A 23,985-nucleotide genomic window follows, 5' to 3' on the forward strand; every position below is an offset into this window, starting at 1 on the left:
TGCATGGACGATGTCGCTGAGGTCAGAGGAACCACCTTCTCCTCGGCCGAGCTTGCCGCCCGGCTCGACCGGTTACCGGTGTCGCGTTTCCACTACCGGCTGCTCGCCGCGGGCGGCCTCGGGTACACCTTCGACGCGATGGACGGCGCGATCGTCGCGTTCATCATGCCGCCCGTCACCAAGCAGTGGCACCTGTCCTCGCTGGAAACCGGCGTGCTGGGCAGCAGCCTGCTGATCGGATTCCTGTTCGGCGCGTTCTTCGCCGGCGTGCTCGGCGACCGCATCGGCCGCAAGAAGGTCATGGTCAGCGCGCTGGGCCTGTACTGCGTCGCCAGCGTCGTGGCCGCGTTCGCGCCCACGTTCTGGGTGCTGTTCGTGGCCCGGGTGATCGCCGGCGTCGGCACCGGCGCGGAGAGCGCGATCATCGCGCCATACCTCTCGGAGTTCGTGCCGACCCGGGTGCGCGGGCGCTACATCGGCTCGCTCGCCGGGTTCTTCGCCTTCGGGTTCGTCTTCGCGAGCCTGCTCGGCTACTTCATCGTGCGGTCGAGCCCCGACGGCTGGCGCTGGGTGCAGCTGATCACCGCCGTGCCGATCGTCATGCTGCTGTGGTGGCGGCGCTCGCTGCCCGAATCACCGCGTTACCTGCACGTCCAAGGGCGTACGGCGGAAGCCGAGAAGATCGTGCGCGACGTCGAGGACTCGGTGCGCGCCTCGACCGACAAGCCGCTGCCGCCGGCGAGCTCCGTGCCGGCCGAGACCGAGGCGCCGGTGCCGCACGGGCGCATCCTGGACAACCTCAAGGCGCTGTTCCAAGGCGGGCTGCGGCGCACCACGTTCACCACCTGGGTCTACTGGTTCGTCGCGATCTTCACCTACTACGGCTTCTTCACCTGGATCCCGTCGCTGCTGGTCAACCGCGGCTTCGACATCTCCAAGAGCTTCGCGTTCTCGATCCTGATCTACCTGGCGCAAATCCCTGGCTACTACTCGGCGGCGTTCATCAGCGAACGGCTGGAACGCAAGTGGACGATCGTGCTCTACCTCTCCGGCGGCGCGGTCGCCGCCTGGGCGCTGGCCAACGCCGGGTCCAGCACCGAGATCCTGGTGTGGGGCATGGTCCTGTCGTTCTTCATGAACGGCAACGCCGCGCTCGAGTACACCTACACCTCCGAGATCTACCCGACGGCCATCAGGACCACCGGCCTCGGCGTCGCTTCCGCGCTCGGCCGGGTCGGCGGGGTGATCGCGCCGCTGCTGATCGGGTTCTCCTACTCGAGCGTCGGTTTCGGTGGCGTCTTCGCCATGTTGCTGGTGTTGTTGGTGCTGGGCGCCGTTGTGGTCGCGGTCTTCGGCCAGCGCACCAACGGCCGGTCGCTGGAACAGATCGGCCGGGACACGATCGGTGTGGAGAGGAGCACGCGTGGCTGACCTGGTTCTCCGGCACGTCGACGTCGTCCACCCCGCGACCGCGCGGGTCGAGCGCGACCGGCGCATCACCTTGCGCGACGGACGGATCGCCGCGCTCGAAGCGGACGACACCGCCGGCCTCGACGACGCCGAATTCGACGGGACCGGGCTGTTCGCGCTGCCCGGCCTGATCGACTGCCACGTGCACGTCAACGCGATGACCGCGGACCTCGGGTCCATCGTGGACGAATCACCGGCCTACGTGGCGGCGCGCGCGTCGCAGATCCTGCGCGGGATGCTCGAGCGCGGGTTCACCACCGTCCGCGACGTCGGTGGCGCGGACTTCGGGCTGGCCGCCGCGGTCGACGAAGGGATCTTCGCCGGGCCACGGATCTTCTTCTGCGGCAAGGCGTTGTCGCAGACCGGCGGCCACGGCGACGGCCGCCCGCGCGGCCGTGACATGCACGACCCCGCCTACACCCGGCCCGTGCTCGGCCGCATCGCCGACGGCGTGGCGGGGGTGCGCGCCGCGGCACGCGACGAGATCCGCCGCGGCGCGCACCACCTGAAGGTCATGATCTCCGGCGGGTGCGCCAGCCCGACCGACCGCATCGACTCGCTGCAGTTCTCCGACGAAGAACTACGCGCCATCGTCGACGAGGCCGCGCGCGCCGGCCTCTACTGCGCCGGGCACGCCTACACCGCCGCCGCGGTCAACCGCGGCCTGGCGCTGGGATTCCGCAGCATCGAGCACGGCAACCTGCTCGACGAGACCTCCATCGAGCTGTTCCTGGCCCACGACGCGTTCTACGTGCCGACGCTGATCACCTACGTCGCGCAGGTCGAGGCCGGCGCCGAGCTGGACATCGCCGCCGACCAGCTGGCCAAGGTCGACCAGGTCCTCGACGGCGGCCTGCGTGCACTGGAACTCGCCGACCGGGCCGGGGTGAAGATCGCGTTCGGCACCGACCTGCTCGGCGCCATGCACCGGCGCCAGTGCGACGAGTTCCGGCTGCGGGCCAAGGTGCAGCGCCCCGAAGCGGTACTGCGTGGCGCCACCACCATCGCGGCGGAACTGTTGCGCCGCGACGACCTCGGCGTCTTCGCGCCCGGCGCGGTCGGCGACGTCGTGCTCGCGCGCGGCAACCCGCTCGCCGACGTCGAGCTCCTCGCCGACCCGGGCCGCGCCATCGCCGCCGTGGTCAAGGACGGGCGGCTGGTGGCGTGACCCGCTCCGACGTGTCCGACGTGATCGTCATCGGCGCCGGGATGGTCGGGGCGATGACCGCCTACCACTGCGCCGCCGCCGGGTTGCGGGTCACGGTGCTCGAACGCGACGCGGTCGCCGGCGGCACCACGTCCGCGTGCGAGGGCAACATCCTGGTGTCGGACAAGGAACCCGGGCCTGAGCTGGATCTGGCGTTGCTGTCCATCCGGCGGTGGCAGGAGCTCGCCGATGAGCTGGGGGCGGACAGCCTGGAGTACCAGGCCAAGGGTGGTGTCGTGGTCGCCATGTCCGACGACACCGGCGCCGGGCTCACCGCCTTCACCGCGTCGCAGCGCGCCGCGGGCATCGACGCCCAGGACGTCTCCAGCGCACAACTGCGGGAGCGGGAACCGAACCTGTCGCCGGACGCGCGCTCCGGCGCGTACTACCCGCAGGACGCGCAGGTGCAGCCCATGCTCGCCACCGCGCGGCTGCTGCGTGCGGTGCGGGACCTGGGCGGGACCGTGCGCACCGGCACCGAGGTCACCGGGTTCGTCGAGCGCGGCGTGGCGACCAGCGCCGGGATCGTGCACGCCGAGCACGTCGTCAACGCCGCGGGGACGTGGGCCGGGCAGGTGTCCGAGCTCGCCGGCGCCCCCGTGCCGGTGTTGCCGCGCAAGGGATTCATCCTCGTCACCGAGCCGCTGCCCCGGACGATCCGGCACAAGGTCTACACCGCCGAGTACGTCGCCAACGTGGCCAGCAGCGACGCCGGGCTCGAGACCTCCGTCGTCGTGGAGGGCACCAAGGCCGGCACGGTGCTGATCGGCGCCAGCCGTGAACGCGTCGGGTTCGACCGGTCGATGTCGCTGCCGGTCGTGCGCAAGCTGGCCGCGCAGGCCATCGAGGTCTTCCCGTTCCTCGCCGACGTGGCCTTGCTGCGCAGCTACCTGGGGTTCCGGCCCTACTGCCCGGACCACCTGCCGGTGCTCGGTCCCGACCCACGCGTGCCGGGACTGGTGCACGCCTGCGGCCACGAGGGGGCGGGCATCGGGCTCGCCGCCGGCACCGGGCACCTCATCGCGCAGGTGCTCACCGGCAAAGAACCGGACCTGGACCTGACCCCGTTCCGGCCGCACCGATTCGAGGAGGCCCCGGCGTGAGGTTCACCTTCGACGGCAAGGCGATCCCCGCCGAACCCGGGCAGTCCATCGGCGCCGCGTTGATCGCCGCCGGGCACCGGTCGTGGCGGCGCACCCGCATCGACGCCGCGCCCCGTGGGATCTTCTGCGGCATCGGCATCTGCCACGACTGCCTGGTCACCGTGGACGGCGCCGCCAACCGCAGGGCCTGCCTCGTCGAAGCCGCCGAGGACATGCGGGTCACCACGCAAGAAGGAGCGGGCCGTGCCGAACTCGAGTGCTGAGCGCAACGAGTACGACGTGGCGGTGATCGGCGCCGGCCCCGCGGGACTTGCCGCCGCGGCTGCCGCGGCCGACACCGGCGTGTCAGTAGCGTTGGTGGATTCAGGTCCACGCCCGGGTGGCCAGTACTGGCGCCACCGCACCGGCGACGACGGAACACACCACCACGACTGGGCCGAGTTCACCCGGCTGCGGGCCCGGATACGCGAGGTCGACCACCTCGCCGAGCACGCGGTCTGGCACATCGAGCCCGGCTTCACCGTGCACGCCACCGGCCGTGACCCTGTTCGGGCGCGACGGCTGGTGCTCGCGCCCGGCGCCCACGACCGGCAACTGCCGTTCCCCGGCTGGACCCTGCCCGGCGTCTACACCGCGGGCGGCGTGCAGGCGCTGCTCAAGGGGCACGGTGTGCTCGCGGGAAAGCGGATCGTCGTGGCCGGGACCGGGCCGTTCCTGCTGGCCGTGGCTGCCGGACTGCTCGACGCGGGCGCCGGCGTGGCGGGGGTCTTCGAGGCCGGAACGCCCGCCGGGTTCGCACGCCACCCGCTGGCCGTGGCCGGTGCGCTGGGCAAGCTGGGCGAAGGCGCGGGCTACCTGCGCGTGGTGGGCAGGCGATACCGGACCCGGACCATGGTGATCGCCGCCCACGGCACCGGCGAGTTGAGCGGCGTGACCGTCGCGAAGGTCGACGCCAACTGGCAGGTCGTGCCCGGCACCGAACGCGACGTGGCCTGCGACGCGCTCGCCGTCGGCTACGGGTTCACGCCGCAGCTGGAACTGCCGCTGCAGCTGGGTTGTGCGACCCGGCTCGACGCCGACGGCAGCCTCGTCGCCACCGCCGACGACCGTCAGATGTCCACTGTGGAGGGTGTGTTCCTCGCCGGAGAGGTGTGCGGGGTCGGCGGGTCCGCGCTCGCGGTCACCGAAGGGTTGATCGCCGGGCGGCACGCCGCCGGGGTCAGCGCCGGATCGCGGCTCCTGCGCCGGCGCCGCGCGCAGCGCCGCTTTGCCGGGGCCCTGCACCAGGCGTTCCCGCTGCGCCGTGGCTGGCTGGATCGCGTCGGCGCGGACACCGTGGTGTGCCGGTGCGAGGAAGTGCGCCACCGCGCGGTCACGGCCGCCGTCGACGACCTCGGCGCCACCGACCCGCGGACGGTGAAACTGCTCGCCCGGCCCGGAATGGGGCTGTGCCAAGGCCGCGTGTGCGGGTTCGCCACGGCGTGCGTGGTCGCCGACCGGCTCGGCCGCACCCTCATCGAAGCCGACCTGCGGGGCCTGGCCGCCCGGCCGGTCGCGCAGCCGGTGACGCTGGGCGAGCTCGCCGGATGACCACGCTCACCGCCGACGAGCAGGCCATGCTGGCCGGGGACGCCGGCCCCGCGGTCGCGTTCGCCATGCGGATCGTGCACCGGCTCGCCGAGGGCCTCGGCGCGCCGAGGCTGCAGGAGATCACCGCCGCCCACGTCGACGGATGCCTCTACAACGGGCAGGTGAACCTGGACTTCGCGACCCGACTGGTCGACCTCGGCGCCCGGGTCGCCGTGCCCACCACGCTCAACGTCGGCTCACTCGACCTGCTGCACCCGGAAATCCATCGGGGTCTCGCCCGCGACACCGACACCACCACCAACGCCCGCGCGTTGATGGCCGCCTACCGGACCATGGGCTGCGCGCCAACCTGGACGTGCGCGCCCTACCAACTGGCCAGGCGGCCGGAGTTCGGCGAGCACGTGGCCTTCGCGGAGTCCAACGCGATCGCGTTCGTCAACTCGGTGCTGGGCGCGCGCACCGACCGCTACGGCGACTTCATCGACATCTGCGCCGCGATCACCGCCCGCGTCCCCTACGCCGGGCTGCACCGCGACGAGGCCCGGCGCGCCACCGTGGTCCTCGACTGCCGCGAGCTGCCGCCGGAGTTGTTCGACGACACGTCCGGCTGGGCGGTGCTCGGCTACCTCACCGGCTCGCGCACCACCGGGGTGCCGGCGCTGACCGGACTGACCGCGGTGCCCACCGAGGACGACCTCAAGGCGTTCGCCGCGACGGCGGCCTCGGCCGGCGGGGTCGCGTTGTTCCACATCGCCGGCGTGACCCCCGAAGCCACCGAGGTTCGTGGCCTCCCGGTGATCACGGTGTCGCCCACCGACTTCGGTGGTGCGCGGCGGGCCCTGACCACCGTCGAGGACGCGCCCGTGGACGCCGTCAGCGTCGGCACACCGCATTTCTCCGCGTCGGAATTCGCCGCGCTGGCCGCGCTGGTGCGCGGCCGCTCTGACCCGAAGGTGCCGTTCTACGTGTCGACGAGCCGGGCCGTGCTCGACCAGGCCGCCGACGACGCCTCGGCCTGCGCCGCCGCGGGGATCACCCTGATCACCGACACCTGCACCTATGTGTCGTCCATTGTGGACCCGAAGGCGCGGGTGGTGATGACCAACTCCGGCAAGTGGGCGTGGTACGCGCCGGTGAACCTCGGCGTGGACGTCGTGTTCGGCACGCTGGCGGAGTGCGTGCGCACCGCCTACGAAGGGCAGCCGCGATGAAGGTGCTGCACCCCGGCCGGGGGACCGGCGAAGTCGCCAAGCTCGACGCGCCGCTGTCGTTCTGGGGCGGCACCGACCTCACCGGGCACATCCGCGACCCGCACCACCCGCAACACGGCATGCTGCTCGCCGGGCGCGTGGTGGTGATGCCGGCCAGCCGCGGCTCGAGTTCGTCGTCCTCGGTGCTCGCCGAGCAACTGCGCCTGGGCACCGCGCCCGCCGCGATCGTCCTGACCGAGCGCGACCCGATCATCCTGCTCGGCGCCATCGTGGCCGAGCAGCTCTACGCCGTGTCGCTGCCGGTCCTGCTGCTCGACCCGGACGAGCCGCGACCGGAGGGTGTGGTGACCATATGATCTTGACCGCCAACGAGGTCACCGCCGCGCTGCCGGTGCTCGACGCGATCACCGCCCTGCGGTCCGCGCTGGAAGCGGGCCTCGACCCGGAAGCCGGACCACCCCGCACGACCGCGCCGCTGTCGGCCGGGCACCTGCTGGTGATGCCCGCCGAGTGGGGCCGCCACGCCGGGGTCAAGGTCGTCTCCGTCGCCCCCGGCAACGTGGACCTGCCCCGCATCCAAGGCCACTACCTGCTGCTGGACGCGAAAACCCTGGCGCCACTGCGCATCCTCGACGGCATCGCGCTCACCGCGATCCGCACCGCGGCCGTGTCCGCGCTCGCCGTGGACGCCCTGGCCCCACCCGGCGCGGCGCGGCTCGTGGTGTTCGGCGCGGGCCCGCAGGCCTACCGGCACGTCACCGCGCTGCACGCGATCCGCCCGGTGAGCGAGGTGATCGTCGTGGGCCGCGACCCCGACCGGCGGCAGGCGCTCGTGTCGTGGTGCAAGGAACAGGGCCTCGCCGCGCGCAACGGCGCACCGGACGACGTCGCGGACGCCGACCTCGTCGTGTGCGCGACCACCGCCCGGACCCCGCTCTTCGACGGCTCCGCGCTGCCCGCGCAAGCCGTCGTGGTCGCCGTCGGCTCCCACGAACCCGACGCCGCCGAACTCGACCGCGCCACGATGACCAGGGGACCGGTCGTCGTGGAGGCACGCTCGGCCGCCCTGCGCGAAGCGGGCGACGTCATCCAGGCCGGCCTCGGCGAAGACGACCTGGTGGACCTCGCGACCCTCGTGCGCGACGGCTGCCCGGACGCGACCGTGTTCAAGAGCGTGGGCATGGCGTGGGAGGACCTGGTGCTCGCCGCCCACGTCCACGAATCAGCCTGACAAACGAAGGGCCTCGCTCTCCCCGAACGGTCGAGGAGAGCGAGGCCTTGGCACGAAACGCGATCAGGTCACCCTCATCGAGGGGTGTTGGCCTCCGTGTTGCCGTCCAACGGAACCCGGCGCGCCGGTTCGCGGCCCGGGGGCTGCCGCGGCGGGGTCCGGTCCTCGAGCTCCGGGATGGCCAGCGACACCGGCTTCTCGCTGATCGTCAGCTTCTCGCCGTGGTGCGTGGTCTCCAGCTCCGCACCCGACAGCAACTCGTAGGTCGCCTCCGTGCGCGAGACCGAGACCTTGAAGTGCGTGCCCCGGTAGACCATCCGGAACGTCATGCCCGACAACGCCGCCGGCAGCCGGGGCGCGAACGAGATCGTGCCGCCGTAGTCGCGCATGCCGCCGAACCCGGACACCGCCGAGGACCAGGCACCGGCCAGCGACGCCATGTGCAGGCCGTTGCGGACGTTGTTGTGCAGGTCGTGCAGGTCGGTGAGGGCCGCCTCGGCGAGGTAGTCGTACGCCAGGTCCAGGTGCCCGACCTCCGCGGCCAGCACCGCCTGCGTGCACGCCGAGAGCGACGAGTCCCGCACGGTGCGGGCCTCGTAGTAGTCGAAGTTGCGCAGCTTCTGCTCCGGGGTGAACGCGTCCCCGCGCAGGAACATCGCCAGCACCAGGTCGGCCTGCTTGACCACCTGCTTGCGGTAGATGTCGAAGTACGGGAAGTGCAGCAGCAGCGGGTACTTCTCCTCCGGGGTGCCGGCGAAGTCCCAGTCCAGGTGCTCGGTGAAGCCCTCCGCCTGCGGGTGCACCCCGAGGTCGTCGTCGTAGGGGATCAGCATCTTGTCCGCCGCCGAACGCCAGGACGCGACCTCGTCCGCGGTGACGTCCAACGCCTTCGCGCGGTCCGGGTTGCGGTCGCACGCGTCGGCCGCCTCCCGCAGGTTCCGTTGCGCCATCAGGTTCGTGTAGACGTTGTTGTCCACAATGGCCGAATACTCGTCGGGCCCGGTGACCCCGTCGATGCGGAACCCGCCGTGCTGGTCGTGGTGGCCCAGGGAGTTCCACAGCCGCGCGGTCTCCACCAGGATCTCCGTGCCGCACTCGGCGTCGAAGTCGTGGTCCAGCGTCGCGTTGTAGTACCGCGCCACCGCGTCGGCGATGTCGGCGGACACGTGGAACGCCGCCGTGCCCGCCGGCCAGTACGCCGAGCACTCCGCGCCGTTGATCGAGCGCCACGGGAACGCGGCCCCGGCCTGCCCGAGCTGGATCGCCCGCTCCCGCGCCAGCGGCAACGTCGCGTGCCGCCACCGCAACGCGTCCCGCGCGGAATCGGGCACCGTGTAGGTCAGCAGCGGCAACACGAACGTCTCGGTATCCCAGAAGGCGTGCCCGTCGTAGCCGGGGCCGGTCAGGCCCTTGCCCGCGATCGCGCGCGTCTCACCGCGGGCCCCGGCCTGCAGCACGTGGAACAGCGCGAACCGCAGCGCCTGCTGCAACTCCGGGTCGCCCTCGATCTCCACGTCCGCCGACGCCCAGAAGTTGTCCAGGTACTCCCGCTGCTCGGCCAGCAACGCGTCCCACCCGGTCTGGTGCGCGCCGGCGAGCGCGGCCTCCACCTGCGAGCGCAACGCCGGCGCCGAACGCTGCGCCGACCACCCGTAGGCCAGGTACTTGGTGATGACGAGCTTGCCGTCGGCGGCGACCTCGGCCGCGGCGGTCAGCCGGCCCAGGTCCTCCTCGGCGTGCACGCGGGTGCGCAGCCCGTCCTGCACGTCGATCTCGTGGTCCATCGCCGCGGCCACCCGAAGACCCGAGTTGCGGGTCTGGTGCACCAGCACCGCCCGGTAGCCCTCGGCCTGCGCGAACTGCCCGACCAGCGGCGCCTGCAACGCGGCCGCCACCCGGGGGTCACCGGAGCGGTCGGCCTCGATCGGCTCGTTGGCCAGCAGGTCGGACTGGGCGACCACCTGCATCGACTGCCCGTCGATCGGCTCGACCTCGTAGCGGATCGCGGCGATCGCGCGCTGGGTGAACGACACCAGCCGCGTCGACTTGAGCCGCACCACGCGCCCGGTCGGCGACTCCCACTCGGTGACCCGCGACAGCGTGCCCGCCCGGAAGTCGAGCACCCGCTCGTGGTGGCGGGCCGTGCCGTAACGCATGTCCAGCGGCTCGTCCTCGATCAGCAGCCGGATGATCTTGCCGTCGGTGACGTTCACGACCGTCTGCCCGGACTCCGGGTAGCCGTAGCCCGCCTCGGCGTAGGGCAGCTCGTGGTTTTCGTAGAAGCCGTTGAGGTAGGTGCCGGGCAGCCCGACCGGCTCACCCTCCTCGAGCGTGCCGCGGATGCCGATGTGCCCGTTGGACAGGGCGAACGTCGACTCGGTGCGCTCGAGCTGGCTGATGGACAAGCCGCGCCAGCGCAGCTCCCACGGGTGGATCTGGTAGCCCAGGGGTCCCTGCGTCACGATCGGTCCTCCAGCAGCTCGGCGAGGTCGTCGACCACTACATCGGCGCCGTGCGCCCGGAGTTGCTCGGCTTGGTCGGCACGATTCACACCGACCACGTAACCGAACGCGCCGGCCCGGCCCGCCTGCACACCGGACAGGGCGTCCTCGAACACCGCCGCGTTGGCCGGTTCCACACCCAGCGCTTTGGCCCCGGCCAGGAACGAGTCGGGCGCGGGCTTGCCGCGCAGGCCGTCGCGGCGGATGACCACGCCGTCGACCCGGGCCTGCACGTACTTGCTGAGGTCGGCGACGTCGAGCACCTGCTCGCCGTTGGCCGAGGAGGTGACCACCGCGATCTTCAACCCGGCGTCGCGGGCGGCGTCCAGGTACCGCACCGAGCCGGGGTAGGGGTCCACGCCCCGCTCATCGATGACCTTGAGCAGCAACACGTTCTTGCGGTTGCCAACCCCGTTGACGGTCTCGGCGTCCGGTGGGTCGTCCGGCGTGCCCTCGGGCAGCGTGATGCCCCGCGAGCGCAGGAACTCCCGCACCCCGTCCGCCCGCGGCCGGCCGTCCACGTACTCGGCGTAGTCGCGGTCGGTGAACTCGCGGAAGCCTTCACCGTCGCGTTGGCGCAGGAAGGAGTCGAAGGTCTGCTTCCACGCCTCGCGATGCAGCACGGCCGTGCCGGTGAGTACGCCGTCGAGGTCGAACAAGCAGGCCGTGATTGCGTCAGGCAGCCCGATCATGGGTGTGCACGGTACCGCCGATCGGGTGGGTTCCCCATAGGGGGCTGCGGTTTGCCCGCCCGCTCGGCGACGGCCGCGCTGACCAGCGCGAACAGCGTCAGACGACGCCCTGCCAGAAGGGGTCGAGCGCCGCGTGCGGATCTTGGACGGGCCCGGTCTCCGGACGGCCGAACACCATCGTGGTGCGCTTGTCCGGATCGAAAGCCGTCCAGCCCGGGTCCAGGTCCTTGGCGAAGGCCACCCACGCACCGTGCATCGCGTCCGCGAGCGACTGGGGCAGGTCGTCCCCGTACAACGGCCGGCCCTGCGCCCCGGCGAGCCCGTCGAACACGAACGGGATCTCCAGCGCGTGGCAGGAACCCATGCCCGCCAACGGGGTCTCCCACGTGAACTCGTACAGGTAGGTCGGCGCGGGTGCCTCGCTGTGGGCCTCGGCCAGCCGCGCCGCGGGCACCCGGAAGAACGAGTCGGTGCGCAACGCGGCCAGCACGTCGCCGGGCGACGAGCCGGGCACCGCGGCCGTGTACGCGTCGATGATCGCCGGGTCCCAGCCGCGCGCGGTGACCCACGCCCGCAACCCGTCGGCGCTCATCGCGTCGATCAGGCCCACCGGCTGCAGGAAGAACCGGAACTCGTGCGCGGTCGTCCCGGTCATCAACGCCACGTCCGCCCCGGCGCCGTCGGCGATCGCGTCCACCGGGCGCCGCGCGATGACGGTGCCGTCCTGGACCGGGAGGAACGCCATCGTCGAGGCCACCACCGACGGACCCCACCGGCCCGGGTCTGGATTGCGGGTCAGCTCCATGGCGAGCGCGGCCTGCGTGTCCACGAGGTGGTCGCGGTCGACCTCGGCGACCGCCGCGGCCGTCGGCTCGACCCCGAGCATCGCGGCCAGCTCACCGGTGACCAGGCGCGCGTCCTCGGCCTTGGCCACGGTGTGCCCGGCGCCGCTCTGCGCGATCACGCCGCGGAACAGCCCTTGCGCCTGCGGCAACGACATCAGGGTGGTCACGCTCATCCCGCCCGCGGACTCACCGAAGATCGTCACCCGCGCCGGGTCGCCACCGAACGCGGACACGTTGTCGCGCACCCATTCCAGCGCCGCGAGCTGGTCGAGGATGCCGCGGTTGGGTGGCGCGTCCGGGAACAACGCGAACCCCTCGACCCCGAGCCGGTAGTTCACGCTGACCAGCACGACGCCGTCACGCGCGAACGCGGCGCCGTCGTACCACGGCACCATGTTCGAGCCGTTGCGGAACGCGCCGCCGTGGATCCAGACCATCACCGGCAGACCCGCGGCGTCCGGGTCCGGCGTCCACAAGTTGACCGTGAGGTAGTCGTCGCCCTTCTTCACCGGGTCGTCGAGCAGCCGGTCGAACGGCTTGGCGTACGGCGGCTTGGGCGCGGTGGCGCTGTAGTCGGTCGCGTCCCGCACGCCCTGCCACGGCTCGACCGGCGCGGGCTCGCGGAACCGCAGTGCACCGACCGGCGGCGCGGCGTAGGGGACGCCGAGGAACACCGCGCCCTCGGGGATTTCCTTGCCGCGGAGCGCGCCCTGCGCCAGCTCGACGATCGGTGCCATGCACGCCTCCTGGTCGGTGATCTCGTTCGTCACCTTACGACCGGCGAGCCCGTCCCACTACGGGCGAATCGGCTAGCCGAGGACGGCGCGGGCCTGCTCGGGGGTCGTGGCCGTGAGCACGCGTTCGGCCGCGTCCCGGCACTCGGCCAGGGTGCGGGTGCGCAACCCGGCCCGCACCGCGGCCACCGCCGGGGGCGCCATCGACAGGCTCGTCACGCCCATGCCGGCGAACACCTGCGCGAGCACCGGGTCGGCCGCCGCCTCACCGCAGATGCCGACCGGTTTCCCGGTCTCCGCGCCCGCGTGGGCCACCAGCGCGACCAACTGCAGCAACGCCGGCTGCCACGGGTCGAGCAGTTCGCCGAGCGCACCCAGCATCCGGTCGGCGGCGAACGTGTACTGCGACAGGTCGTTGGTGCCGATGCTGACGAAGTCGGACACGGCCAGCAGCTCCCGGGCCCGCAACGCCGCGGCCGGCACCTCGATCATCACCCCGGCCGAGGCGATCCCGTGCTCGTGCGCCGCGGTGACGAACCGCCGCGCTTCGACCGCCGTGGCCACCATCGGCGCCATCACCTGGACCTGCGCGCCGGTGGCCGCCGCGGCCCGGGCGATCGCGGTCAGCTGCGCGCCCAGCAGCTCCGGGAACTTCGTCGCCGTGCGGTAGCCGCGCACGCCCAGCGCCGGGTTCGGCTCGTCGTCGAAGGCCACGAACTTCAACGGCTTGTCCGCGCCCGCGTCGAGGGTGCGCACCACCACGGGGCGACCGGCGAACCCCTCGAACAGCCGCCGGTACACCGCTTCCTGCTCCTCCACGCCCGGCGCGGTCTCCGCGTCCAGGAACAGGAACTCCGTGCGGAACAGGCCCACGCCCTCCGCGTCGACGGCCGCGACCGGCTCGAAGCCCGCGCCTTCCGCGCCGACGTTGAGCAGCAGCTTCACCGGGTGGCCGTCCAGGGTGCGACCCGGCCCGCTCGTCGTGCTCAGCGCCGCCACCCGGGCCTGCTCGCCCGCTTGCAGCCGGGCGATCTCGTCGGCGGACGGGTCCACCGTGACCGTGCCGGCGACGGCGTCCACGGCCAGCACCTGACCATCCACAATGGACTTCGCGGCGGGGCAGGCGACGATCGCGGGCAGCCCGAGCGAGCGCGCGAGGATCACCGTGTGACTGGTCGGGCCGCCCCGCTCGGTGACGATCGCCAGCACCTTCGCCGGGTCCAGCGTCGCCGTGTCGGCGGGGGACAGGTCGCCCGCCACCAGCACGTACGGGTGGCCGGGATCGGGCAGGCCCGGCATCGGCGCGTCCAGCAGGACCGCCAGGGCCCGGTCGCCGATGTCGTCGAGGTCCGCGACCCGTTCGGCCAGGTAGCCACCGGCCGCCCGCAACGCGTCCTGGTAGCCGGCCAGCTCCTCGCGGATCGCCCACGGGGCCGGGGTGCCCGCGCTGATCGCCGCTTGGACGGCCTGGTCGAGACCGGGGTCCTTGGCCATCACCGACTGGGTGAACAGCACGTCGGCGACGTCCTTCGGCTTGCCCTCGGCCCGGCGCTGCAACTCCTCGGCCACGGTGGCGAGGGCATCGCGTGCCCGGGCCAGCTCAGCGGCCGGATCGGTGACCGCCGGTTTCGTGTCCGGCAGGCTCGGCGGCTCACCCAGCCGTGCTGCCGGTCCGGTGACCGCCCCTGGGCTCGCCGGGTAGCCGGTCAGCCGCTCAGGCATGACTCGGCTGTTCGGGCTTGTCGGGCCGGCTGGGCTGTCCGGGGTCGTCGAGGTCGGCCTCGACGAGGGCGGCCACCGCCGCGACCGCGGCCTCGCCCTCGTCACCTTCGGCGCTGAGCACCACTTCGTCACCCGCTTTCGCACCCAGGGTCATCAACGCCAGCGTGCTCGCCGCGTTGAGCACCGGCCCACCCGGCCGGCCGATGGACACCGGCACCGGCTGGCGCGCCGCCGCCTCGGCGACGAGCACCGCCGGCCGCGCGTGCAGGCCGCTGCGGGATCCCACGATCACACGCTGTTGCGCCATGCGCTACTCCCGTTCAGGGTTCGATGGTCACCTTGATGGCTTCACCCTTGGCGACCGTGTCGATGGCCGCGAGCACCTCGGTCAGCGGCATGCGGTGGGTGATGAGGTCGTCGACCGGCACCGCGCCTGACGCGATCAGCTCCAGGGCCCGCTTGTTGTGCGCCGGGCTCGACCCGTTCGCGCCGAGGATCGTCACCTCGCGGTAGTGCACGACGTTGGAATCCAGCGTGATCGTCGGGTTGTCCTTGGGCAGCCCGCCGAAGAAGCTCAGCCGCCCGCGCCGCGCGACCATCTGCAGCGCCTCTTCCTGTGCCTTGCCCGACGCGGCCGCCGTGATCACCACGTCGACGCCGCGGCCATCGGTGAGCTTCTTGACCTCGTCCACGGCGTCGGTCTCCGCGCCGCAGATCGCCGCGTCCGGCCCGACCAGCGCGGCCGCCATGTCCAGGCGGGCCCGGTTCAGCTCGACCAGGTACACCGCCGCAGCGCCACGCGCTCGGGCCAGCCGCACGTGCAGGCACCCGATCGGGCCCGCGCCGACCACCACGACCGTGTCGCCCTCGTGGACGCTGGCGAGTTCCTGGCCGTTGAGCACGCACGCGAGCGGCTCGGCCACCGAGGCCTCCGCGTAGGAAACGCCGTCGGGGATCCGGTTCAGCCCGTCGACCCGCAACACGTTCTCGGGCACGACCATGTACTCGGCGAAGCCGCCTTCGAAGTTGTAGCCCATCGAGAGCTGGTTGGGGCAGATCGTCATCCACCCGCGCTTGCACTCGTCGCAACGCCCGCACGGGATCGCGGCGATGACCTGAACCCGGTCGCCGGGTTGCCAGCCGGTCACGTTCGCGCCGACCTCGACCACCTCGCCCGCGATCTCGTGCCCGATCACCCGCGGCGGCACGATGTTCGGGTGGCCGAAGCGGTAGATCTTCACGTCCGTGCCGCACGTGGAGGTGTTGTGCACCTTGATCTTCAGCTCGTCCGCCGCGGGCGACGGCTCGGGCGCGTCCTCGATCCGGACGTCACCGGGCGCGTAGAAGCGGGCGACCTTCATGCGGGACTCCTCCTCGGCAGCGTTCATTCAACGGGGTTGAGCAGCGCGAGCACGTCGTCCACAACGGACGCCTCCCGCAGGGTTCGGGCCTTCTCCGGGTCCAGCAGCACCGTGGCCAGCGCGGAGAGCAACTGGACGTGCTCGTCGCCGCTGGACGCGATCGGGATGCACACCCGCACGTCGTTGCCGCCCCAGTCCACGCCGTCGGGGAACTGCAGGAACCGAGGCGGGTCTGCTTGACGTGCACGCGTGCGCCGTCGGTGCCGTGCGGGATCGCGACCTGCTCGCCGATGTAGGTGCTGACGACGGTTTCCCGCTCGTGCATCGCGGCTAGGTAGGGCTCGTCGACCGCACCCGCGGCCAGCAACACCTTGCCGCACTGGGCGATCGCGTCCGCCTTGTCCGCCGCGGCCAGTCCCAAGTGGACGCAGTCGGCGGTCAGGACCGGGTCAGTCGCCAAGGTTCCCACCGTCCTTGATCGCCTTCTCCACCTTCGCGAACACCGGGTCGCCCAGGAACATCTGGAACCCGAGCACCACCTTGTCCGGCACCGTGGTGCGGGCCCGGGTGACCAGTTGCTGCTGGCAGAGCACGAGATCCGCGTCGGCCGGGATGTGGTTGACCGCGCTGTGCTCCACGACCACCGCGTACTTCTTCAGCGACTTCTTCAGCTGGGAGGTCAGCAGCACGCTGCTGCCCATCCCCGCGTCGCAGGCCACCACGATCTTCTTGATCTGTGCGCCGTCGATGCTGGTCATGCTCGTGTCGCCTCCACCTGGGGGTCTTCGAGGGATTGCCGTTCACCGCGGCCGAACCCGAGCAGCACCGCCGACGCCGCGAACGACACCGCCGCGGCGATCACGATCCCGAGGATCACGCCGACGAACCCGCCCTTCGGGGTCACCGCGAGGATGGCGAAGATGCTGCCCGGCGACGGCGGCGCGGTCAGGCCCGCGTCGGTGAGCATGAACGTGAGCACACCCGCGGCCCCGCCGAGGATCGCGGCCAGGATGAGCCGCGGCTTGGCCAGCACGTACGGGAAGTAGATCTCGTGGATGCCGCCGAGGAACTGGATCACCATCGCGCCCGGCACCGACGCCCGCATCAGCCGCGGCCCGAACATCAAGCAGGCCAACAGGATCCCGAAACCAGGACCGGGGTTCGGTTCCATCAGGAACTCGATGGCCTTGCCGTCGGTGCTCGCGTGGGCGACGCCGATCGGGCTCAGCACGCCGTGGTTGATGGCGTTGTTGAGGAACAGCACCTTGGCCGGTTCGATCAGCACCGACGCGATCGGCAGCAGGTGCTGGTCGATCAGCCACTGCACCCCGTTGCCCAGCCCGGTGGTGAGCGTCCGGACCACCGGGCCGATCACGAGGCGGCCCAGGATCGCCATGGCCCCGGCGATGATGCCGAGGCTGAAGTTCTCGACCAGCATCTCGAAACCCGACCGAACCCGGTGCATGACGCCCTTGTCGAAGAGCTTCACCAGGAACGCCGCCAGCGGGCCGATGATCATCGCGCCCAGGAACATCGGGATGTCCGCGCCGACGACGATGCCGATCGTGGCGACCGCACCGGCCACCGCGCCGCGCTGGCCGTGTACCAGGCGTCCGCCGGTGTAGCCGATCAGCAGCGGCAACAGGTAGAGCTTCATCGGGTCGACGAGCTCGTTGAGCGTCGCGTTGGGGATCCAGCCGCTCGGGATGAACAGCGCCGTGATCAGCCCCCACGCGATGAACGCGCCGATGTTGGGCATCACCATCCCGGCCAGGTGCCCGCCGAAGCGTTGCACCGACGCACGAAGCCGCTCGCCGCGACTCTCCTGTTCGACGGTGTCGGTGGTTGTCATAGCTCGCCTCCCGGGGGACCAAGGGGTGGAGTGGAGGAGATCAGCCGCGCTCGCCAAGGCGCCGAGCGAGATCAGGGGTGTCGTGCACGCGCACATCCGCGCGCCGCAGGTCGGCCGGGCACGGCATGCGACTGCCCGGCAGGGACACCGCCGCCGCCGCCCAGGCGAGGCCTTCGGCCAAGGCGCTCGGCCCGTGTCCGTCCGCGGCGAGGAATCCGGCCAGCAACGCGTCGCCCGCGCCGACCGAGCTGCGCGGCACCGCCGCCGCTTCGCCGTGCCAGACACCGTGCTCGCCGACCAGCACGGCGCCGTCCGCGCCGAGGCTGGCCAGCACCGCGCCCACGCCCAGACCGCGCAACGCCTGCGCCGCGGCCACGACGTCGCCGAGGGTCGCGATGTCGCCGCTGGCCGCCTCGGCCAGCTCTTCGCGATTGGGTTTGACCACCGCGGGCCCGGCCTTGACCGCCTCGACCAAGGCGGGCCCACTGGTGTCGATCGCGACCCGGGCGCCGGGCAGCGCGCGGGTCAGGTCGGCGTAGTAGCTCGTGGGCGTGCCCGGGGGCAGGCTGCCCGCGCCGACCACCCAGCTCGCCGCCGACAAGCCCGTGGCGCGGGCACGGATGGCGGCCAGCAGGAAGGCCTGTTCTTCGCCGGTGAGCGCCGCGCCCGGCTCGTTGATCTTGGTGACCGTGCCGTCCGGCTCGACGATGCTCACGTTGCTGCGGGTGGCCCCGGCGATCGGCACGGCGTCGACCGGGATGTCCTGCGCGACAAGCAGTTCCACCAGCTGCCGGCCGACCGGGCCGCCGACCGGCAGCACCGCGACCGACGCGTGACCGTGGGCGGTGAGCGCACGCGTGACGTTGACCCCCTTGCCGCCCGCGTCGAGGTGCCCGGCCACGGCACGCAGCACCGCGCCGCGCTCCAGGCTGGGCACCTCGACCGTGCGGTCCAGGCTCGGGTTGACCGTCACCGTCACGATCACACGATCACCACCCGGGGCCCTGCCGTCTCGATGTCGCCCGCGACCTGCTTGTCCACCCCGGTGTCGGTGATGAACGTGTCCACGTCGTCGAGCCCGCCGAACCGGGCGAAGTGGTCGTTGCCGACCTTCGTGTGGTCGGCGAGCAGCACCACACGCCGCGCCGCCGCGATCGATGCGCGCTTGACCATGGCCTCGGAGGTGTCCGGCGTGGTCAGGCCGCGCTCCACGGACAAGCCGTTGGTGCCCATGAACGCCACCTCGACGAAGGTGTCGGCGAGCGCGCGCAACGCCCAGTCGTCCACTCCGGCCAGCGTGCGCCCACGCAACCGGCCGCCGACCAGCATCAGTGTGATGTTGGTGCGGGCGGACAGCGTCATGGCGATCGGCAGGGAGTTCGTGACCACGGTGAGCGTGCGGTCGGTCGGCAACTGCTCGGCCAGCCGCCCGGTGGTGGTGCCCGCGTCGAGCAGGATCGCGCCCTCGGCAGGTACCTCGGCGATCGCCGCCTTCGCGATCCGCTCCTTCTCCGCGGTCATCACCGCGTCGCGGGCGGCCACCTCGGGCTCGAAACCGAGGCGCTCCACCGGGATCGCGCCACCGTGGACCCGGCGCAGCACGCCGTGGCGCTCCAGCGCGGTGAGATCACGGCGGACGGTCTCGTAGGTGACGTCGAACTCGGCGGCCAGCGCCGCGACGTCGACCCGGCCCGCGGCACGCGCCAGCGCCAGGATCTGCTGCTGGCGTTCCTCGGCATACATGTGGTTTCACCTGTGTTTCAATGTTGGTTCGTGTGAGGTTAATAGCCACTTGTGGGTGACGCAAGGGTTCATCCATGGTTTTGCTTCTGAATGTGTGGCTTTGGTTGGTCAGGCGTGCGGGCCGACGGTGACCTCGCCGATCACCACGTCCATGGACTCGATGGACGCCTCGACCACCGCGGCGATCCTCGCCGCCTCGCGCTCGACTGCCGCGCGCCGAAGCGCCGGGAACCGGCCGATCGGTTCGACGGTCACCGTCGCCCGCTTGCCCGAGCGTTTGAGGTGCCACACCCCGGCCACGGTGCCGTGAGCGAGCACGACCGGGAAGTTGCCCGCCTGACCGGTGCGGTTGAGCGCGCGCTTCGCCGCCGCGCCGGGGAACAGCAGCTCCCGCGGTTGCCCGCCCACGACATACGGGTCGAAGTACGGCAGCAGCGACAACTCCGCCGGTTCGGCCACCGCGCCGTCACCGGGGAGCTGCCACAGCGCGACGCCCTCGACGGTGACCGGTTCCAGCTCGGTCTCGGCGAACCGGTCACTCGCCCACGTGCGGGGCGCGGCCAGCCACCGCGCGAAGTGCTCGGGCGCCGCGGGTCCGTACGACCGCAGGTACCGGCGCACGAGCTCGGTCACGGCGGCGTCCGGCGCCACCGGGTCGCCGGGAGCGGGGCGCGTGTAGGTGATCGTGCGACCTCGGTTCGGCCCGAAACACAGCACGCCGCGGTGGGCGGCGACCTCGACGGCCTGGCGCCAGCGCGGCCAGAACCCGCCGAACGCCGGCATCGTCCGCTCGCCCGCCCACGCGCCGACCGACCTGACCACGACCGCGTCCAGCTCGGTGATCGTCAACGCCGCACCGTCCAGGGCGGTGCCGATCGCCGCGACCACCGCGTCGAGCTGCTCGGGCGCCAGCCGCACGCCCACCGCCTGCGAACCCGCGGCCGGCACGGCCCCGAGTGCGGCCGTCCACAGTGGAAGGTCGGCGGCCGGGAGCAGGTGCACCGTGCCCCGTGGACCGAACGTCTTGACCAGCGAGCCGTGCACCGCCGCGCGCACGTCCGATCGTGTCACCCCGGCGACCCGCAAGCCGAGCGACACCTCGGCCGCCGACATCACCTGGGCGTGCACTCCGCACATCGCGGCGGCGGCCGAAGCGAGGTCACCGTGCGGCTTGAGAAGACCGTGGCGGGCCTGCCGCCGTCCGGCCACCTCAGTCCAGGTGAGCGCCGCCATGGCGAAAGCCTAGGCGTCACCGTCCGGACGCGGGCCGGTCAGCGTGGCGGCGGGGTGACCCGCTCGCGCCGGCCGTGTTCGTCGAAGCGGGTCCGCACCGTGAAGACCTGCGGCGTCGGGCCGTGCGCGCACAAGTACCGCCAGCGGGTCAACGCGTCTTCCGGTGTCGGCCTGGTGCCTTCGGGCACCCACCACAGCGCGATGTACGGCGGCGCGACCCGCTCGAACCACTCCGCGCGGCGGCGCAGGTACCGGCCGTGGATCGCGCGGTACACGAACGCGTGCATGGCGGGGTAGGACTCCCACACCGACATGTTGATCACCATCCGGTCGTCGCCGAGCAGCGTGCCGCCACGCAGGTGACCGTTCGGGTCCTGGTGGCGCCACACGAAACCCGGGGCGGCGTCGGCGGCCTTGTTCACCCGGGCGAGCGCGTCGAAGAACGGGCGCAGGCGCGGATCGTCGACGGGGTGGCGCAGCCGCGCGACGTTCACCTGCGCGAGTTGGTGGCCGGCCATGAGGGCAGCCTAGGAGTCCGCCTGCCCTGCAGCGCGTCGGTACTGTGTCGCAGTACGCGACGACACGGACCCGGGGGTGGGCGGTGAGAGAACCAGAAGGCGGCAAACGGCTGCCATCCGAGCACCACAGCCTCGCCTACGGCGTGCCGTCGACGTCTTCGGGCACGCTCTACGCACTGTCCACTGTGGGCGGTGTGACGATGAGCCCGAAGGCCGGTCGCACCATCGTCTTCGGCCGCAACAAACCCGACGTGCACGTGTGCCTCGGTGAGGACGACCCGAAGATCAGCCGCCGCCACGGAACGCTGATCTTCCACGACGCCCATTGGTGGCTTTCCACCACCGGGCGGCTGCCGGTGCGCATGCCCGAGTCGCGGCTGCTGTTCCCGAACGAGGAGCCGGTCCCGCTCGGCGAGGGCTACACACCGCTGTTCGTGCGCGGCTCGCGCGGCCGGGAACACCTGCTCGAGATCTACGTGACGGGAGCGAGCGGCACGCGGCCGTCGTCGCGGCACGAAGACGTGACGCAACCGCCCCGGATCTGGAAACTCACCCCGGACGAACGGCTGGTGCTGGTCGTGCTGGGCCAGCGCTACCTGCTGCACGAGGCACGCGCGCAACCCCTGGCCTGGCGGCAGGCCGCCGACCAGCTGGCCGAGCTGCGCCCGGACGCGGGCTGGACGGTGAAGAAGGTCGAGCACCTGGTCGCCGCCGTGCGGAACCGGTTGTCCCGCAACGGAGTCGCCGGGTTGACCCGCGAAGAGGTGGGCGAGCCGGTGGGCAACGCGTTGAACGACAACCTGTTGAAGGAACTGCTGCTCTCGACGTCGCTGGTGCCACCGGACCTGAGGCTGCTCGACGAACCGTCAGCGTGAGCTGAGGCGACCCTGCTTGTCGAGCGTCACCGCACGGGTCCATTCCGTGTAGGGGCAAGGGCCGTCGTGTTTGACCTGCGCCAACCAGACAACGGCGGACACGTCGAGCGCGGGCCCCGTCACGTGAAGGGTCATCGGCAGTTCGGGGTGGCGGGTGAACGGGCCGGCCTGGATGTCGACGACGGTCTGCCGGGTGGTCGGGTCGGCGCAGTGCGCGTCCAGGCACACGGTGAGCTGCGCCTTCGGGTGTGCGGCCCGCCAAGCCGTCACGTCCAATCGCGCGTAAGGGCCTTGATCCGCAGGCATGTGGCACGTGATTGGGGCGCAGGCGGCCGCCGGAAGCGCCGCCAGTACCAGGATGAGGACAGCGAGCCGTACCACCACACCACGGTCTCAGAAACTCGCTGTCGCCAACGGGGAACGGCGAAAGAGGCCGTCGGCCGGGCCGGACTTGGGGGAGGATCGACCCGGCCGACGGTTGATTGCCCCCAACCCGCCCGCGGACCCAGCGTCGGCCGAGGGGAGAAGATCCGACCGGATCGACGCGGCGGCGGGGTACTTGCCGGAGCAACCACACAACTCAACGTGCAACTCGGGCCCGGTGTTCCCTACGCAGTGTGATGTGGCTCAAGCCTTCTTGGCCCGGCTCGGCGCGACCCGCGGTGGCTCGTTGGGCTGTTTCGGGTAGACCGGCGGCCAGGGCGCGTCCATCAGCCCGGCGGCCATGTCGCGCTCCGACCACGCCAGCAGCGGCTCGATCGTCTGCAGCCGCCCCACCGCCTCGGCCCACGGATCGCCGCGCTCGGCGAGCAACCCGGGCACGGTCGCGATGGTCAGCTGGTCCGGCTCGACGTCGTCGACCTCGTCCCACCTGATCGGCGTCGACACCTGCGCACCCACCCGCGGGCGCACGCACCACGCGCCGAAAACGGTCTTGTGCGGGGCGTTCTGGTTGAAGTCCACGAACACCCGGGCGCCGCGTTCCTCCTTCCACCACTTCGCGGTGATCAGGTCCTCGTGCCTGCGTTCCAGTTCCCGCGCGAGCGCCACCGCGGCCGCGCGCACCTGGTAGCTGTCCCAGCGCGGCTCGAGGAAGACGTACAGGTGCAGGCCGCGCGAGCCGGAGGTCTTCACGTTGACCTCGATGCCCAGCTCGTCCAGCAGTTCCTTGGTGAGCTTCGCCGCCTGCTTCACCTCGGGCAGCCCGATGCCGGGCGACGGGTCGAGGTCGATGCGCAGCTCGTCGGCGATCTCCAGGTTGTCGGCGCGGTAGGGCCACGCGTGGAAGCCCAGGCAGCCGAGGTTCACACCCCACACGATGTGCGCGATGTCGGCCGCCACCAACGCATCCGACGACGTGCCGTTGGGTGTGCTGACCGTGGCGGTGTGCAGCCACGACGGCGCGTTCTTGGGCACGCGCTTCTGGAAGAAGGATTTCTCACCGGCGCCGTGCGGGTAGCGCTCGAGCATGAGCGGGCGGTTGCCGAGCACCGACAACAACGGCCCGGCGACCGCCTCGTAGTAGCGCACCAGGTCGAGCTTGGTCTCGCCGCGCTCGGTGAAGAACACCTTGTCCGGGCTGGACACGGTGATCTGTCTGCCCGCCACGTCCACCGTGACCGGCTCGGCTGTCTCGCTCATGCGACACCTCGCAAGCTCGGAGTCCGCATACGCAGAGGCGCAGTGTCCGATGATTCGCTCGCAAGCTCGCTCATGCGGTGGGCTGGACCTCCGCCATGACCGACCAGCCGTCGCCCGGCGCCTCGACGTTCACGATCTGCGGGGTGCTGGCGACCAGCGACGACAAGGTGGCGATGCCCGCCTTGAAGTGGTCGGACTGGACGTGGGCGGCACCGGCGTCGCCGTCGGCGAACGCCTCCACGAGCACGAATGTGTTGGGGTCGTCGACGCTGCGCGACCACTCGAAGAAGAGGTTGCCGGGCTCGGCCCGCGTGGCCTGCGTGAACTCGTCGACCCGCGCGAGCCACTGGTCGGCGTGCTCCGGCTTCGCGGTGAACTTGACGACGATGAAGATCATGCGCTGACCCTAGCCCGATCGGCCCTGCTCGCGCCCCTCTGCACTGTCTCACTTTGACG

The 23,985-nt window shown here is 71.7% G+C and carries 25 protein-coding genes and 1 pseudogene; 9 read left to right on the forward strand and 17 right to left on the reverse strand.

Annotation, left to right across the window (positions count from 1 at the left end; translation table 11 throughout):
- The first annotated feature begins 3 nt into the window (after nt 1-3).
- The 8 genes from EV186_RS35065 to EV186_RS35100 are packed head-to-tail and all read left to right on the forward strand — an operon-like array spanning nt 4 to nt 7,812.
- Nucleotides 4-1,431 (forward strand): MFS transporter, encoded by a 1,428-nt coding sequence (locus EV186_RS35065; protein WP_133853838.1) that lies wholly within the window; start codon nt 4-6, stop codon nt 1,429-1,431.
- A complete protein-coding gene (locus EV186_RS35070) occupies nt 1,424-2,638 on the forward strand; it encodes a metal-dependent hydrolase family protein (RefSeq protein ID WP_243754474.1) in 1,215 nt (404 codons plus the stop codon). Before EV186_RS35065 ends, EV186_RS35070 begins: the two co-directional genes overlap by 8 nt.
- Nucleotides 2,635-3,780, forward strand: coding sequence for an NAD(P)/FAD-dependent oxidoreductase (locus EV186_RS35075; RefSeq protein ID WP_279538354.1), 1,146 nt, complete (start codon nt 2,635-2,637; stop codon nt 3,778-3,780). Before EV186_RS35070 ends, EV186_RS35075 begins: the two co-directional genes overlap by 4 nt.
- Complete coding sequence (locus tag EV186_RS35080) at nt 3,777-4,043, forward strand: (2Fe-2S)-binding protein (protein WP_208115941.1); 267 nt, start codon at nt 3,777-3,779, stop codon at nt 4,041-4,043. The genes EV186_RS35075 and EV186_RS35080 overlap by 4 nt, the downstream gene beginning before the upstream one ends.
- Nucleotides 4,024-5,370 carry an FAD/NAD(P)-dependent oxidoreductase gene (locus tag EV186_RS40630; RefSeq protein ID WP_133853840.1) on the forward strand — a complete coding sequence of 449 codons (1,347 nt, stop codon included), beginning with the start codon at nt 4,024-4,026 and terminating at the stop codon, nt 5,368-5,370. Before EV186_RS35080 ends, EV186_RS40630 begins: the two co-directional genes overlap by 20 nt.
- Complete coding sequence (locus EV186_RS35090) at nt 5,367-6,581, forward strand: aconitase X (RefSeq protein ID WP_133853841.1); 1,215 nt, start codon at nt 5,367-5,369, stop codon at nt 6,579-6,581. The genes EV186_RS40630 and EV186_RS35090 overlap by 4 nt, the downstream gene beginning before the upstream one ends.
- A complete protein-coding gene (locus EV186_RS35095; RefSeq protein ID WP_133853842.1) occupies nt 6,578-6,937 on the forward strand; it encodes an aconitase X swivel domain-containing protein in 360 nt (119 codons plus the stop codon). The genes EV186_RS35090 and EV186_RS35095 overlap by 4 nt, the downstream gene beginning before the upstream one ends.
- A complete protein-coding gene (locus EV186_RS35100; RefSeq protein WP_133853843.1) occupies nt 6,934-7,812 on the forward strand; it encodes an ornithine cyclodeaminase family protein in 879 nt (292 codons plus the stop codon). The genes EV186_RS35095 and EV186_RS35100 overlap by 4 nt, the downstream gene beginning before the upstream one ends.
- A gap of 74 nt (nt 7,813-7,886) precedes the next feature.
- Here EV186_RS35100 and EV186_RS35105 read toward each other — a convergent pair whose 3' ends face one another.
- The 14 genes and pseudogenes from EV186_RS35105 to EV186_RS35165 all read right to left on the reverse strand — a co-directional run bounded on the left by EV186_RS35105 (nt 7,887) and on the right by EV186_RS35165 (nt 21,013).
- Nucleotides 7,887-10,274: a glycoside hydrolase family 65 protein gene (locus EV186_RS35105; protein ID WP_133853844.1), complete on the reverse strand. Its 2,388-nt coding sequence runs from the start codon at nt 10,272-10,274 to the stop codon at nt 7,887-7,889.
- The gene (locus tag EV186_RS35110) at nt 10,271-11,005 is read right to left on the reverse strand and encodes an HAD family hydrolase (RefSeq protein WP_133853845.1); all 735 of its coding nucleotides are present in this window, start codon (nt 11,003-11,005) and stop codon (nt 10,271-10,273) included. The genes EV186_RS35105 and EV186_RS35110 overlap by 4 nt, the downstream gene beginning before the upstream one ends.
- Nucleotides 11,006-11,102: 97 nt before the next feature.
- Complete coding sequence (locus tag EV186_RS35115) at nt 11,103-12,620, reverse strand: carboxylesterase/lipase family protein (protein WP_208115942.1); 1,518 nt, start codon at nt 12,618-12,620, stop codon at nt 11,103-11,105.
- Nucleotides 12,621-12,659: 39 nt separating this feature from the next.
- A complete protein-coding gene (gene ptsP / locus EV186_RS35120; RefSeq protein WP_133853846.1) occupies nt 12,660-14,306 on the reverse strand; it encodes a phosphoenolpyruvate--protein phosphotransferase in 1,647 nt (548 codons plus the stop codon).
- Nucleotides 14,299-14,613, reverse strand: a complete 315-nt coding sequence (locus EV186_RS35125) for an HPr family phosphocarrier protein (protein WP_133853847.1) — start codon at nt 14,611-14,613, stop codon at nt 14,299-14,301. The genes ptsP and EV186_RS35125 overlap by 8 nt, the downstream gene beginning before the upstream one ends.
- A 13-nt stretch (nt 14,614-14,626) precedes the next feature.
- Nucleotides 14,627-15,667: a zinc-dependent dehydrogenase gene (locus EV186_RS35130; RefSeq protein WP_133853848.1), complete on the reverse strand. Its 1,041-nt coding sequence runs from the start codon at nt 15,665-15,667 to the stop codon at nt 14,627-14,629.
- 23 nt (nt 15,668-15,690) lie between these two features.
- Complete coding sequence (locus EV186_RS40350) at nt 15,691-15,867, reverse strand: PTS sugar transporter subunit IIA (protein ID WP_243754475.1); 177 nt, start codon at nt 15,865-15,867, stop codon at nt 15,691-15,693.
- Between the two features lie 56 nt (nt 15,868-15,923).
- Nucleotides 15,924-16,136: pseudogene (locus tag EV186_RS40355) on the reverse strand (PTS sugar transporter subunit IIA); the annotation flags it as partial.
- The gene (locus tag EV186_RS35140) at nt 16,117-16,425 is read right to left on the reverse strand and encodes a PTS lactose transporter subunit IIB (RefSeq protein ID WP_133853849.1); all 309 of its coding nucleotides are present in this window, start codon (nt 16,423-16,425) and stop codon (nt 16,117-16,119) included. The pseudogene EV186_RS40355 and the gene EV186_RS35140, both read right to left, overlap by 20 nt.
- On the reverse strand, nt 16,422-17,519 hold the full coding sequence (gene mtlA, locus EV186_RS35145) for a mannitol-specific PTS transporter subunit IIC (protein ID WP_133853850.1): 1,098 nt from the start codon (nt 17,517-17,519) through the stop codon (nt 16,422-16,424). The genes EV186_RS35140 and mtlA overlap by 4 nt, the downstream gene beginning before the upstream one ends.
- A 40-nt stretch (nt 17,520-17,559) precedes the next feature.
- Nucleotides 17,560-18,504: a 1-phosphofructokinase family hexose kinase gene (locus tag EV186_RS35150; protein ID WP_133853851.1), complete on the reverse strand. Its 945-nt coding sequence runs from the start codon at nt 18,502-18,504 to the stop codon at nt 17,560-17,562.
- Nucleotides 18,501-19,262 (reverse strand): DeoR/GlpR family DNA-binding transcription regulator, encoded by a 762-nt coding sequence (locus EV186_RS35155; protein WP_133853852.1) that lies wholly within the window; start codon nt 19,260-19,262, stop codon nt 18,501-18,503. The genes EV186_RS35150 and EV186_RS35155 overlap by 4 nt, the downstream gene beginning before the upstream one ends.
- A 108-nt stretch (nt 19,263-19,370) precedes the next feature.
- On the reverse strand, nt 19,371-20,495 hold the full coding sequence (locus EV186_RS35160) for a winged helix DNA-binding domain-containing protein (protein WP_133853853.1): 1,125 nt from the start codon (nt 20,493-20,495) through the stop codon (nt 19,371-19,373).
- Between the two features lie 38 nt (nt 20,496-20,533).
- Nucleotides 20,534-21,013 carry a DUF3291 domain-containing protein gene (locus EV186_RS35165; RefSeq protein ID WP_133853854.1) on the reverse strand — a complete coding sequence of 160 codons (480 nt, stop codon included), beginning with the start codon at nt 21,011-21,013 and terminating at the stop codon, nt 20,534-20,536.
- Nucleotides 21,014-21,096: 83 nt separating this feature from the next.
- On the opposite strand from EV186_RS35165, the gene EV186_RS35170 reads away from it, so the two are divergent.
- The gene (locus EV186_RS35170; RefSeq protein ID WP_166659480.1) at nt 21,097-21,888 is read left to right on the forward strand and encodes an FHA domain-containing protein; all 792 of its coding nucleotides are present in this window, start codon (nt 21,097-21,099) and stop codon (nt 21,886-21,888) included.
- On the opposite strand, the gene EV186_RS35175 is transcribed toward EV186_RS35170, so the two are convergent.
- The 3 genes from EV186_RS35175 to EV186_RS35185 all read right to left on the reverse strand — a co-directional run bounded on the left by EV186_RS35175 (nt 21,880) and on the right by EV186_RS35185 (nt 23,926).
- Complete coding sequence (locus EV186_RS35175) at nt 21,880-22,194, reverse strand: hypothetical protein (RefSeq protein WP_133853855.1); 315 nt, start codon at nt 22,192-22,194, stop codon at nt 21,880-21,882. The two genes, EV186_RS35170 and EV186_RS35175, sit on opposite strands and share 9 nt — an antisense overlap.
- 321 nt (nt 22,195-22,515) lie before the next feature.
- Nucleotides 22,516-23,529 (reverse strand): non-homologous end-joining DNA ligase, encoded by a 1,014-nt coding sequence (ligD, locus tag EV186_RS35180; protein WP_133853856.1) that lies wholly within the window; start codon nt 23,527-23,529, stop codon nt 22,516-22,518.
- Nucleotides 23,530-23,599: 70 nt separating this feature from the next.
- Nucleotides 23,600-23,926, reverse strand: coding sequence for a putative quinol monooxygenase (locus EV186_RS35185; RefSeq protein WP_133853857.1), 327 nt, complete (start codon nt 23,924-23,926; stop codon nt 23,600-23,602).
- Nucleotides 23,927-23,985: the final 59 nt, after the last annotated feature.

The organism is Labedaea rhizosphaerae, assembly GCF_004362825.1.
Classification (GTDB): domain Bacteria; phylum Actinomycetota; class Actinomycetes; order Mycobacteriales; family Pseudonocardiaceae; genus Labedaea; species Labedaea rhizosphaerae.